This window comes from Amycolatopsis sp. lyj-108 (genome assembly GCF_046549005.1).
Lineage (GTDB): Bacteria > Actinomycetota > Actinomycetes > Mycobacteriales > Pseudonocardiaceae > Amycolatopsis.
Window position 1 is genome coordinate 443,929 of the sequence record NZ_JAJPWQ010000008.1, and the last position, 12,095, is coordinate 456,023.

Consider the following 12,095-nt stretch of genomic DNA (forward strand, 5'->3'; position numbering starts at 1 on the left):
CGTTGCTACCGGGCCCCCGTCCGTTGACAGACATGAACCTAACCGCTCGGGAGAGCCTTGGGAGTCCAGCGAACACCTGACAGACCAGGCCGGACCACGACGCTAAGGAAGAAGTTCGCGGCAAGTCGCGCCACCCGCCGGACGCCGCACTTTCATCGCGATGAAAGTGCGCCGAAAGCGCGAGCCGCGTCGCGCGAGATCGCGGACGCGGCAGATGTGGCACCCAAGACGGGTCTTCACACACTTCCCGAACAAGGAGGCCCTTGTCTGATCGGCTTCGCCTTGCGGATTCGGCCGGTGGCGGTCCACGGTCGAGCGCGCCCGGCCGACGATCCTCGACGAGCGATCGCCGGCCGGGCGCTCAGGTCACCGCCCTCGGGGAGCTATAGCGTCGACTCCCACGCGGTCACCGCACCACCGGTGACCTGGTTGATCCAGGCCCGATACCCGGGAACGCTGTTGTAGATTCCGGGACCGTTGAGGCAGTTGCTGCTGTTGTTACCGGATCGGCTGGTAGCGCCGGTCAGCTCACCGCCCAAAATGGACGGTCCGCCGGAGTCGCCGTAGCAGGCACTGGTTCCGGGTGCACCCTGGAAGCAGATCTCCTTGCCCGGCTTGAAATTGGCGGTACACCTCGAGTCCGGGACGGTGGTGGTGTCCACCTCGCGAAGCTGTGGCGACGCACCACCGCAACCGGGCGTACCGCAGGTCTGCCCGTGACCGATCAGCTTGTTGACGGTGCCGACGGCCGGGCTCGCGGCTGCGATCTTGATCGGCGTGGCGGTGGCCGCTCTCGACAGCTTCACCACGGCGATGTCGTTCGCGCCGAGGGTCGCGCTTGCCGCGGTGATGACCTCGCCGCCGGAGCCGGTGTGGACCGCGCCTATCCGAGCGGAGAAACCGCCACCGGTGGAGCCCTGGACGCAGTGCCTCGCGGTGACAAGCCATTGCGGTGCGATCAGCGACGCTCCGCAGAAATGACGGCCATTGCGTTGCAGCGACGCGAAGAACGAGTAGGGAGTGGTGACGACCTTGCCGCCGATGATGAAAGTTTCGATCGGCGGCCCGGCCGGCGACTCGGCCACTGCCGCGGGCCCGGCGAAGAGCGACCCGGCGAAGACGGCGGCGGCGATCATGGACATACGTCGGATCCACATGATCTTTCGGCCTCCTGCGATGAAAAGGCGAGTCCAGCATGGGACGGGATTCAGCAGTGTCAGATCTATCAACACTCGACCGTAGTGCGCCGTAAAGTATCCGGTACCCCCGATGGTTCTGAATCGGACATACCATCTATTTGATGGGTAAGGCAAAGGTGCCGTGTCTCGGGCGAGACGGCGGGCTGGGTGCTCCGCACACCCGAGTGCGGCATCCAGACACGCGAGTCACGTCCCCAAGCACGCGAGTCACGCCTTGCCGAAGTACATGAAGGCCTCCGTCCTTGCGCTAGACGCCAGGGTCCCGGCAAAGTCGAGGTAGGGCAGGCCGAATTCTGGGCGCCAGCGGCGATTGAGTGTCCCGATGTGGGCGAGTTGCACGGTTTCGCGAGAGGGTCGTGAGTGGCGATTCGGGTTCTACTGAGGGGTAAGGCAAACGTGTCGTGATGCCAAGGCGTGTCGCGAAAGCCACTTTCGCGACGCCTGGCGTCGCGAAAGTGGCTTTCGCGACACGGCCCCCGGGCCTTGGACACTCCGCCCGACAAGACACGTTCGACCTTCGGCTCAATAACCCGAATCGCCACTCACGACCCCAACCGAAAACCGTGCAACTCGCCCAAATCGGGCACATCCGTCTCGAAAAGTGTCCCTTATGGACAGTCAACAAGGAAGAAGGCCTTCATGTACTTCACGACCGGCCGCCGAGGTCACAGCCGTCCCACAGTCACCAAGGATCACATCCGACGGTAGCGAAAGCCTCCTTCTCTACCGTCAGAGTAGGCAAAGAGGCCCTCACTACCAGGAGAACGCCTACACAGAAGCGACACCGGCCCCACGCCACGATACGTTTGCCCTTCCCCTCACGATGAGCGCATGCGGGACTCCGAGTCGGTCGGCCGGGGGCAAGTGCGCGATGTTCGTAAAGCGCCGAATCGAGGCGCGGGAGGTGGGCCGGTTCGCGGACGTGTGTTCATTCAGCCTTCTGAAACCGGTGTGCCCCACCGGCAACGCTAGGCACGCGCCCGCCTCGACCGCTTCGACGAACTCGCAGGGATCCGGGCGCATCACCGAACTTGCCTTCCTGCCGACAACCAGGAGATCCAGCTGAAGATCGCTGATCCGTGGCATGACCAAAGGCCTGCGTCCACCCGGTCTGGAAGTGATCACCCACGCAGGACGTACCCGACGCCGCGCACGGTGTGAATCACCGGCGGCGGTCCGAGCTTGTGCCGCAGCTGCGCGATCAGCACTTCGAGCGCGTTGGGCGACGGGGGCACCAGCTCGTCCCAGCCCGCGTCGGTCAGGTCGCGTCGCCGGACCGGCTCGCCCGCCGATACCACCAGCCGGTGCAGGACCGCGAACTCCTTACCGGTCAACGTCAAGGTGACGCCACCGCGTCGCACCTCGTGCCTGCCGACGTCCAGTTGGAGATCGAGGAAATCCAGCACCGGCGCCGCTCCTGAGTCGCCGCGGCGGCACAGGCTGCGTACTCGCGCGATCAGTTCGGCCATCGCGAAGGGCTTGACCAGGTAGTCGTCGGCCAAAGCCAGCCCGGCGATCCTGTCGGCGACCGTGTCGCGCGCGGTCAGGAACAGCACCGGGACCTCCCAGCCATCCCGGCGGCGTTCGCCGACGTAGCCGAGGGAGTCCCCGGCCGGCAGCATCCGGTCGAGCACGACGCAGTCGTAGGCATTGACGCTCAGTGCCTCGTCGGCGTCGGGAAGGTCCTTGGCGACATCGACGGCGAACCCGGATCCTCGAAGGGAAGCCTCGACGGCTAACCGGAGATCCTCGTCGTCCTCGGTGACCAGTACACGCACCCGACGACCGTAGCGTGATCACCCGGCGAGCTCCATCAACCAGCCTCGGTCCGCGGCCTTCGCACCGGCCTGGAAGCGGCTGCGCGCGCTGAGCCGGTTCATCAGATCGGACACCATCCTCCGGACGGTCCGCACGGAGACGCCCAGCCGGGCGGCGGCGGATTCGTCGGTGTAGCCGTCCACGAGCAGTGCCAGCAGGTCCAGCTCGCGCCCGGTCGGCTCCGATCCGGAACGCGCCGGACCGGCGGTGCGCACTGTTCCAGAGGTGTACGGCGTTCCGGCAGGCCACAGTCGTTCGAACAGCTCGGCGACCGTCCTGACCACGCTGGGCAGCCGGAACACGGTGAGCTCGCGCTGGTCCCCCGGCAGCAGCGCGAGTGTGCCGTCGACGACGAGCGCGGCCATCGGCACAGTGGCCACGGTCCGGATTTCGGCGCCCTGGGAGGCGAACGCCTCCAGCCGCTTGGCGACCTTCGGAATGATCCTCGCCTCGACCGGCGCGAGCACCCGGTAGCGCACGCCTGGCCGCAGGTGGTCGCGGTCGACGGCGCGGAACGCCTCCACCGTCGCGACGGCGAGCACCTCACGGGTCGCCACCGCAAGAGCCGCCTCGATGTCCGCATGTGGTTCACCCGGCGGGGAAAGGTGCCGCCGGGTCAGTCCATAGTGGATGGTGGTCATGCCACCCGCTCCAGCTGTCCTGACGACGCCCGGTTGGATTCCAAGCGGACGGTCATGGCCCCGGCGAGCGAGAACTCCCGCCCCCGCGTCGTGACGATCGCGGCGCTGCGGCCGGTCGCGGGCAGCAGTGCCGCGACCTGCCCGCGGGCCGCGGCGTCGTCGAAGACCAGCAGCACCCGCCGCCCGGCCAGCTCCGACCGCCACAGCGCGGCTCGTTCGTCCACATCGGCCGGAATCAGCGCGGGCGGGAACCCGAGGCCGCGTAGCAGCCGCTCCAGCACCGCCGCGGTCGTCAGTGGCCGGGACCCGCCGTGCAGATCGACGAAGAACTGGCCGTCGGGAAAGCGTTCGCTGACCCGATGGGCCGCGGCCACCGCGAGCGCTGTCTTTCCCACCCCCGCCGCACCCGTGACGACGACCGCGGGCGCGCACCCGGTCAGTGCCCGGCCCAGGACCACAAGCTCCCGATCCCGGCCCACCAGCGGCTCGACGGCCCGCGGCAGCTCCCGTCGCGGCCGGTCCGGTGCCCCGGAACCGTGCACCGCCTGGAACGCCTTCATCAGCTCGGGTCCCGGGCGCACCCCCAGTTCGGCGGCCAGTAGCCGCCGCGCCCGGTGGAACGTGGCCAGCGCCCGCGCCGGCCGTCCCCTCGCGTGCTCCGCCCGCATCAGCCGCGCCCAGACGTCCTCTCGCAGCGGGTCGTCCGCGGTCAATGCCTGCAGCGTGGCCACCGCGTCGGTCGTCCGCCCGAGCCCGAGCTGGGCCTCGGCAAGCGATTCCCGCAGCTGCCGGTGCAACTCGTCGAGCCTCTCGACAGCGTCGTCGGCAAGGACATCCAATCCCTCGAACGGCCGCCCCCGCCACAGCCGCAAAGCCTGACTCACCAGCGTCAGTGCGGATCCCGGCTCCCCTGCGGCCAGTGCCTGCGCGGCTTCGCCGGCAAGAGCCGCGGCACAATCGGCGTCCAGCTCACCAGGGCCGACGTGCAGCCGATAGGCCCCCGCCCGCCCTTCGATGCGGGGGCCGGCGTCGTGTTCCGGCAACAGCCGCCGCAGCTGCCACATGTACGTCTTCAAGTTCGCTTCGGCCGAAGCCGGCGCGGCCTGTTCCTGCCACGTGTTCTCGATCAGCCGGTCCACCGCTACCCACGCGTTAGGCTGCACCAGGAGCGCGGCCAGCACAGTGGCGGGTTTCCCGCCGGCCGGCCGCCTCGTGACGCCGTCGCGGCCACGCACCTCGAGTGGCCCTAGGACCTGGAAGAGCACCATGCTCGCACCCCCGTGCTTCGTGTCTCCCTACGATCGCGCCATGTACCTGAGGTTCCGATGACAACAGAGCCAACAGGGCCAACAGGGCCAACAGGGCCAACAGAGCCGACAGGTCCGACGGCGCGCGTGCTGGTCGTGGAGGACGACGAAGACCTCCGTGTGGCGATCACCGCCGAGCTGCACGGGAGCGGTCTGCCCGTCCGCGAGGCCGGTGACCTGGCACAGGCCGACGCCGAGCTGGCCACGGGTGGGTTCGCGTGCGCGGTATTCGATCGGATGCTGCCCGACGGCGATTCGATCGACTACGTCCACCGCCGTCGCCAGGAGGGCTGGGCGGTACCGGTGCTGTTCCTGACCGCGCGCGACAGCCTCGCCGACCGGGTCGCCGGGTTCGAGCACGGCGGCGACGACTATCTGGTGAAGCCGTTCGCGGTGGCCGAGATGAGCGCCCGCGTCCATGCGCTCCACCGCCGCGCGGGCGCCGGACGGCCGTCGGTGCTGCGCCACGAGGACCTCGAAATGGACTGCGCCCGGCGGCAGGTGCGTCGCGGCGGCACGCTACTCACCTTGAGCGACAAGGAGTTCGCGGTGCTGGAGTACCTCCTCTCGCGGCCGGATCAGGCTGTCGGGCGCGACGAGCTGATCGAACACTGCTGGGACACGAGCACCGACCCGATGTCCAATGTGGTCGACGTGGTGATCCGGCGCCTGCGGGTGCGGCTCGGCGAGCCCGAAGTCATCGACACCGTCCGCGGCCGCGGCTACCGGATCGCGGCCCGGTGAAGGGCTCCGCGGCCGATCGCCTCCGCCGCCTGCGGTGGCTGCTCACCTGGCTCTTCACCGGGCTGAATGCCGCCGGGCTGGTCGTGCTCGCCTGGCTGGCCGTGAGCGCCGACCTGCAGCAGCGCGAAGTCCAGCTGGACGCTGAGCTCGCCCGCGTCACCGCACCGGTCAAACGGCTGATCATGGGCGAGGGTGACACCATCACCACCACCTACGTCGGCCAGGACGAAGTGAACAGGCAATGCCCGCAGTTCGTGATCCTGCCCAGCGGCGCGGGCGGGTTCCCGCCCTACACGAGCGGCCGGACCTGCGTGCCGGTCGATGCCAAGCGGCTACAGACTTTCGCCGACCTGTCGGTGCGGAACGGGGCCGTGCTCAACGGCTACAGCGGCGGAACCGCGGGTGAGATGGTCCGCGTCGGCGTCGAGCCCTTCCGCAACCGCAACAACCAGGAGTCGGGCGCCATCGTCGCGGTCGCCGACGCGCGGGACGCCCTCGCCGCGCATGACCAGCTGAAGTTGCTGGTCATCGGCGGGTGCGTGCTCCTGTTGGGTGCGATCGGGGTGACCGGGCACGTGCTGTCCGGACGCGCGATCCGGCCCGCGGCCGCCGCACTCCAGCAACAGGAGGTCCTGCTCGCCGAGACCGCGCACGACCTGCGCACGCCGGTCGCGGCGCTGCGCGCGTTGGCCGAAGCGGCGCTGCGCAACCCCGCCGAGAGCGACGAGCTGTTGCCGCGGACGGTCCGGCTCGCCGCGCGGATGGGCGGCATCATCGACGGCCTGCTCGTACGCGCGCGGCTGGCGGCCGGGGTCGAATCGCTGGCCATCCAGCCGGTATGGCTGGACCAGCTCGTCGCGAGCGTCGTGGCGGAGACACCCGCCGAGGGGGCACAGGTGACGCTGGTGGCGGCGCCGTCGAGGATCTCCGCCGACCCGACCCTGGTCCAACGCGCGGTGGCCAACCTGCTCGACAACGCGCTGCGCTACGGACGACGTCCCGGCTACGAGGCCATCGTGCACGTCACCGTCGCCGGCGGTCAGGTGACCGTCGCCGACAGCGGACCGGGGATCGACTCGTCCGTCGCGGAGGAGAAGTTCGACCGGTTCACCAGCGGCGGCGGGTCGAGCGGGCTCGGCCTGTCGATCGTGCGGTGGGTAGCGCTCGCGCACGGCGGCAGGCTGCGCGTGTACAACGCCGAAGAAGGCGGCGCGATCTTCGAACTGAAGCTGCCGGAGGCGGCCTGACCGCGAAATGTATCCGAGCGGCTCCATTCTGTACCTCGTTCTTCTATGATCGGACGGTGCCGGAGAGGGGATTCAAGCGGCGGCTGCCGCTCACTGTGCTGGCTGCGACCTGCGTGGCCCTCGTGGTCGCCGTCGCCACCGGAGCGGTGAAACCCGTCCCCGGCCTGGGGCTCACGCAAGCCGGCCATTGGGTCGCCAGCCCCGCTCTCGGCTTGGTCTACCTCGTCAACGGTGCCAACCGGAGCGTGGACGCCCAGGCCGCCGTGCCGGGCCTCGAACCCGGCTCCGACGTGGTCCAGGGCGACACGAGCGCGTACGTGGTCGGCCAGCGGCGGATCATCGAGTTCGGCAAATCCGATCTCACCGTGAGCCGCACGGTGGACCAGCCGGTGTCCGGGGAACGACCGGTCCCGCTCGAAACCGCGGGCGGACCCTACCTCGTCTTCCGCGAGGCCGGGCGCGTCGTCCGCCTCGGCGACTCCTTCACGTCGATCGACACGGGCGGCTCCCTCGGCGATCCGGTCGCCACCTCGGACGGCACGGTCTGGCTGCAGCGCACGGGCGATGGGAAGCTGTGCCGGCTGGCAAAGGGCGCCGACACCGTCGGGTGCACTGTGCAGGCCACCCGCGGGCATACCGGTGCGCTGACTGTCGTCGGCGACACCCCGGCGTTCGTCGACACCACGGCGAGCACCCTGCAGACCGTCACCGACGCCGGGCTCGGAAAGCCGCTGCCCTTGCACGCGTCGTTCAGCGCGGGCGCGCAAATCGCCTCAGCCGACGCGGCCGGCCGGATCGCGGTCCTCGAGCCGGGCTTGCGCAAGCTGTACCTCCTCGACGCGAGCGGCCTGAGCGCCGGGCGCGATCCCGGCCCTCCCAAGACCATCGACCTGTCCGATGGCCAGTACTCGCGACCGACCGCTTCGTCGTCGGCGGTCGTCCTGCTCGATCTGACCCGCAACACCGTGGTCACCTACTCCCCGGACGGCCTGCCGCGGCACTCGATGCCGATCCCGCCGGAGAACGGGTCGCCGAAGCTCTCGCGCGGCGAGGACAAACGGGTCTACATCGAAGGCGCGCAAGGCAACCACGTCCTGGTGGTCGATCCGGAGGGCACGGTCGCGCAGGTCGCGGTGACCGCCGACAAGCCACCGGTCCCCCAGCCGACGACGGTGCCCCCGTCCTCGACGACCCAGCTGCCCCCGCAGCGGGGGAACGGAAGTGACCGGCCGCAGTCGCAGCCGAAACCGAAACCGCAGCCACCTGCGACGTCCCCCAAGGCGCTGGCAGCGAGCCCACCCGGCCTTCCCAGCGGTCTCCGCGCCACCTTGGCGGGCACGACGGCGAGCGTCACCTGGGGTGCGGCGGCACCGAACGGCGCGGCGGTGACGGGATATCGCGTGTCGTGGACGCCGTCTTCCGGATCGGGCGCGGGTTCGGCCGCGCTCGGCGGTGGCGCTCGGTCGACGTCGATCCCGAACCTGCGCGACGGCGTGACGTACACGATCGCGGTCACGGCGGAGAACCGCGCGGGACGAGGCGCCCCGGCCACGGCGAGGGTCTCCCCGCCCGCGGGACCGAAGCCGACGATCACCATCAGTCGCGGCAAGACCGGGACCTACGACGAGACGTGCGAAGCACCGAAGTGCGCCAAGATCCGTGTGGTGATGAAGGGCTTCACGCCGGGCACCCGCGTCAAGGTCAGGCCGTGGTCGAGCGATCCGGACTACAGCAACGAGGGCCGCTCGTGCGACATCCCGGCCAGCGGGAACCTCACCTTCGAGGCGTTCGACTTCGGTCAGGTCGGCAACCAGGTGTGGGTGGTCACCAACACCGGCGTGAAGTCCAACGTCATCACCTGGCAATCGGGCTAGCGAACGCAGCGGGCGCCGCGAATGCCCTTGCTCTCGCTTTCGTAGGAGCGCACGCTGTCGGTCGCCTGGACGACGAAGCAGTACTGCCGGCCAGGCTCGACATCGACCCGGTAGGCCGTGCCGCTCTCGACGTAGTGGGTCTTCCGTGGCAGGTCCACGCCCGCGACGATGACGGCGTAGTGCAGCGTGGATCCGGTGCTGCTCCAGGAGAGTTGGACGTACTTGCCGTGGTCGACCGGATCGGCGAGGTCGAGCCGCACGGGGGCGGCGGTCGCGGTGGGCGCGGTGGCCACCGGTTCGGCGCTCGCGGGCGGCACGCTCAGCTCACGCGGCCGGTTCTGCAGCACGAAAACCACCGCTGCGGCGAGGACGACGGCCCCGGCCGCGACGCCGGCGATCAGCCGGGTTTTCCCTTTACGGCGGGATTTCGCGTGCTCCGGGCCATAGTCCAGGATCGGCGCGCCAAGGGGGCGCGGGGTGGCCGCGGTGCCGGGCGTCGCGCTGAGCCGCGTGGCGACGAGGGTGGCGTCGATCGGGCGGGCACCGGGGTCACGTGCCAGCAGTGAGGCCACAAGCGGGCCCAGACCGGCAGGGAGGCCGGGCCGATCGAGCGGCGCCGTCTGCCCGCTGAGCACGCGCAGCGTCAGCTCGTCCACGGTGTCGCCCGGCTCTTCCCGCGCAGGGGAACGGCCGGTGAGCGCGAAGTACAGCAGGGCGCCGAGGCCGTAGAGATCGGTACGTTCGTCGCGGGTGCCGTCGGTGATCGTTTCCGGCGCGAGGAATCCGACGTCCGAATCGCCGGGGAACGACTGACGCAGCGCGAGCCCGAAGTCCGCCAGCACCGGTGCGCCGGACGCGCGGAAGAGGACGTTGCCGGGCGTCATCCCACCGTGGACGACGCCCGCCTGGTGCGCCGCGGCCAGCGTCGTCGCCAGTGCTTCGCCCAGGGAAAGCACATCCTGGACGGAAAGCGGCCCGAAGGTCCCGACGAGGTCGGCCAGCGATTGCGTGCAGAGTTCCATCCGGACGGCGAACCGGCCGTCGGGCAGTTCCTTCGCCTCGGCGGGAATGAGGACCGTCTCGAGTTCGCTCAGCGAGTTCAGCGCGGAGAGTTCCTTCTCCACCTCACCGCGGGTGCGACGGTCGAGGCGGCCGGGGTACACCTTGAGCGCGAAGGCCTCGCCGGTCGTCTCGTCCATCCCGGCCAGCACGGTGGCGGCCGGGCCTTCGCCCAATGGCACCAGCTCGTCGTCTTCCATCATTCCCAGTCTGTCATCCGCGGGCCGTCGACGGCGAATCCCGATGTACCGCGGATGTATCCGTCATGGACCCCCGCGGGCCATCCTTGCCGCCACGGCGGTGGTTTCTCCACGCCCCATGACCAAGGAGGCGAACATGAAGCGGAATCTGCGGCGCGCGGCCGTCTACGGAGTGGCCGGGCTGGCGACCGCCGCGCTCGGCGCGACGACGGCGAACGCGTTGGTGGACAACACGGACGACAGCGCGGCCCCGGCACCCGCACAGGCCCCGGCTCCCGCGCCGGCGCCGGCGCCGGCGCATGTGCCCGGGACCGCGCCGGTCGCGCCAAAACCGGTGAACGTCTTGCCGAAGGCACACACGGCGCCCGCACAGCCGGCCGCGCCCAAGCCTGTGCACCACGTCAAGCCCGCCGCGGCCCATCGCGCGGCCGTACCGGTCGCGTTGTCGAAGCCGCAGGTGAAGAAGGTGCGACAGGCGCCTCAGCAGAAGCGGTTCGTGGTGCAGGCGGCGGCCAAGGCGCCGACGGTGTCTCCGGTGAAGATGACTCTCGCCCCTTCCACGCCGAAACTGGACACCGCGATCAAGGCCGTCGGCGACGCGCGCAAGGCCGTCAAGAACGTCGAAAAGACGTTGCGTGACGCCAAGAACAAGCTCGCACAGTCCGAAAAGGACTTGAAGGACCTCCGCGAGTCGATGAAGCCGACGGGAGGCAAGAAGCCTTGCCACGACCACAAGGACAGGCACGACCGGATCAAGAAGGCCAACCTCCCCGACGATCTGGCGAAGCGACTTGCCGCCCTTCGCACGGAAGGCAAGACGATTTCGAAGACCACGCACAAGTCGGGCAAGACGGTCACGAAGACGGCGAGCTCGTCGGGCAACGGCGCTTCTTCGTGGTCCAGCGCGACTTCGACCAACGGCACCGTCTCCGCCAACGCCTGGTGACGCGATGACCGCCACGCTGGAACCCACCCGGTACATCGTGATCCCGCAGGACGTCTGGGAGCGCGAAGACGCGCCACCGCCTCCTCTCGACGAGTTCGAGCCCTGCCCAGAAGATGAAGCGGAATACCCCGCATGTGAAACCGAACCGCTGAGCCTTGGCGCATACACCGGTCTCGGCGGCGCTACGGGCTCGTTGGCCTTCGGCATCGCGGCGGGCGTAGTGGTGGCGTCGCCGATGGGTTTGGTGGTCGGCGTGGCGGCGGGCGTCTTCGGCGGCCTGATGGGCCATTCATTGGCCGAAGAAATCTACGACCGGAAGCATTGAGCCGAGGATCGCGAAGGTCTCGGAGAGGGGGATCGGGAGTGGCAATGACGATTCTGACCGTCATTACCACTCCCGACGCGCAGAAGTGCGCCCGCTTCGACCAACCTCGGCATTGACCGAATGTGCAGTCGAATTCCCATTGGGTGCAGCGGCGCGAAGCGCGCCGAGAATAGGAGGTCTGATGGAAACCGCAGGACGTCCACTGACCAGGTCGATACTGTATGGCCTGTCAGGCGGAGCGTTGTCAGTGCTCTTCATTCTCGCCGCCGCTCAACAATCCGAGGCAGCTCCCGCCGCAGGCGGCAAAGGCGGCTCGGGCGCCCCCGTTGATCTGCACAAGGTGCGGGAGCTTGCCAAAGGTTCGGGTGAGCGGCAGAAAGCCGAACAGGCGCAGCGGAAGACCGAAGAACCCAAGGCGGAGAAGCCACAAGAGAAGCCCGCACCGCGCCACAACGTCCCCGTAGGCGGCAAAGGAGGCTCCGGCCAACCCGTCGACCTACGCAAAATCATGAACAAAAACAAAGACAAACAACCCCCGCAGACACAACCGAAAACCCAAGAACCCAAGACAGAGAAGCCACAAGAAAAACCCGCACCGCGCCACAACATCCCCGTAGGCGGCAAAGGAGGCTCCGGCCAACCCGTCGACCTACGCAAAATCATGAACAAAAACAAAGACAAACAACCCCCGCAGACACAACCGAAAACCCAAGAACCCAAGACAGAGAAGCCACA

General features: G+C 68.9%; 11 protein-coding genes. 6 read left to right on the forward strand and 5 right to left on the reverse strand.

Annotated features, from left to right (window positions below; translation table 11 throughout):
- Positions 1-383: 383 nt before the first annotated feature.
- The 4 genes from ACLJO0_RS29065 to ACLJO0_RS29080 form a co-directional block, all read right to left on the reverse strand.
- Positions 384-1,157, reverse strand: a complete 774-nt coding sequence (locus tag ACLJO0_RS29065; RefSeq protein ID WP_410581779.1) for a S1 family peptidase — start codon at positions 1,155-1,157, stop codon at positions 384-386.
- 1,163 nt (positions 1,158-2,320) lie between these two features.
- On the reverse strand, positions 2,321-2,977 hold the full coding sequence (locus ACLJO0_RS29070; RefSeq protein WP_410581780.1) for a winged helix-turn-helix domain-containing protein: 657 nt from the start codon (positions 2,975-2,977) through the stop codon (positions 2,321-2,323).
- 18 nt (positions 2,978-2,995) lie between these two features.
- Complete coding sequence (locus ACLJO0_RS29075) at positions 2,996-3,658, reverse strand: helix-turn-helix transcriptional regulator (protein WP_410581782.1); 663 nt, start codon at positions 3,656-3,658, stop codon at positions 2,996-2,998.
- A complete protein-coding gene (locus tag ACLJO0_RS29080; protein ID WP_410581783.1) occupies positions 3,655-4,926 on the reverse strand; it encodes a BTAD domain-containing putative transcriptional regulator in 1,272 nt (423 codons plus the stop codon). The genes ACLJO0_RS29075 and ACLJO0_RS29080 overlap by 4 nt, the downstream gene beginning before the upstream one ends.
- 129 nt (positions 4,927-5,055) lie before the next feature.
- Between ACLJO0_RS29080 and ACLJO0_RS29085 the strand changes: the two genes are divergently transcribed.
- The 3 genes from ACLJO0_RS29085 to ACLJO0_RS29095 are packed head-to-tail and all read left to right on the forward strand — an operon-like array spanning position 5,056 to position 8,830.
- The gene (locus ACLJO0_RS29085; RefSeq protein WP_410581816.1) at positions 5,056-5,709 is read left to right on the forward strand and encodes a response regulator transcription factor; all 654 of its coding nucleotides are present in this window, start codon (positions 5,056-5,058) and stop codon (positions 5,707-5,709) included.
- Complete coding sequence (locus ACLJO0_RS29090; protein WP_410581785.1) at positions 5,706-6,956, forward strand: sensor histidine kinase; 1,251 nt, start codon at positions 5,706-5,708, stop codon at positions 6,954-6,956. The genes ACLJO0_RS29085 and ACLJO0_RS29090 overlap by 4 nt, the downstream gene beginning before the upstream one ends.
- A 56-nt stretch (positions 6,957-7,012) precedes the next feature.
- Positions 7,013-8,830 carry a fibronectin type III domain-containing protein gene (locus ACLJO0_RS29095; protein WP_410581787.1) on the forward strand — a complete coding sequence of 606 codons (1,818 nt, stop codon included), beginning with the start codon at positions 7,013-7,015 and terminating at the stop codon, positions 8,828-8,830.
- Here the strand turns inward: ACLJO0_RS29095 and ACLJO0_RS29100 are convergent.
- Positions 8,827-10,089 (reverse strand): protein kinase domain-containing protein, encoded by a 1,263-nt coding sequence (locus tag ACLJO0_RS29100; RefSeq protein WP_410581789.1) that lies wholly within the window; start codon positions 10,087-10,089, stop codon positions 8,827-8,829. The genes ACLJO0_RS29095 and ACLJO0_RS29100 overlap by 4 nt on opposite strands.
- A 136-nt stretch (positions 10,090-10,225) precedes the next feature.
- On the opposite strand from ACLJO0_RS29100, the gene ACLJO0_RS29105 reads away from it, so the two are divergent.
- The 3 genes from ACLJO0_RS29105 to ACLJO0_RS29115 all read left to right on the forward strand — a co-directional run.
- Positions 10,226-11,035 carry a hypothetical protein gene (locus tag ACLJO0_RS29105; RefSeq protein ID WP_410581790.1) on the forward strand — a complete coding sequence of 270 codons (810 nt, stop codon included), beginning with the start codon at positions 10,226-10,228 and terminating at the stop codon, positions 11,033-11,035.
- A 4-nt stretch (positions 11,036-11,039) separates the two neighbouring features.
- Positions 11,040-11,360, forward strand: a complete 321-nt coding sequence (locus tag ACLJO0_RS29110) for a hypothetical protein (RefSeq protein ID WP_410581792.1) — start codon at positions 11,040-11,042, stop codon at positions 11,358-11,360.
- Positions 11,361-11,541: 181 nt separating this feature from the next.
- On the forward strand, positions 11,542-12,095 hold a 554-nt coding region (locus ACLJO0_RS29115), incomplete at its 3' end, for a hypothetical protein (protein WP_410581794.1).

What these genes read in the sequence shown, in the direction of transcription:
- ACLJO0_RS29105 (WP_410581790.1), top strand. Translation starts at nt 10,226, where the DNA reads ATGAAGCGGAATCTGCGGCGCGCGGCCGTCTACGGAGTGGCCGGGCTG.
- ACLJO0_RS29110 (WP_410581792.1), top strand. Translation starts at nt 11,040, where the DNA reads ATGACCGCCACGCTGGAACCCACCCGGTACATCGTGATCCCGCAGGAC.
- ACLJO0_RS29075 (WP_410581782.1), bottom strand. Translation starts at nt 3,658, where the DNA reads ATGACCACCATCCACTATGGACTGACCCGGCGGCACCTTTCCCCGCCG.
- ACLJO0_RS29100 (WP_410581789.1), bottom strand. Translation starts at nt 10,089, where the DNA reads ATGGAAGACGACGAGCTGGTGCCATTGGGCGAAGGCCCGGCCGCCACC.
- ACLJO0_RS29065 (WP_410581779.1), bottom strand. Translation starts at nt 1,157, where the DNA reads ATGTGGATCCGACGTATGTCCATGATCGCCGCCGCCGTCTTCGCCGGG.
- ACLJO0_RS29080 (WP_410581783.1), bottom strand. Translation starts at nt 4,926, where the DNA reads ATGGTGCTCTTCCAGGTCCTAGGGCCACTCGAGGTGCGTGGCCGCGAC.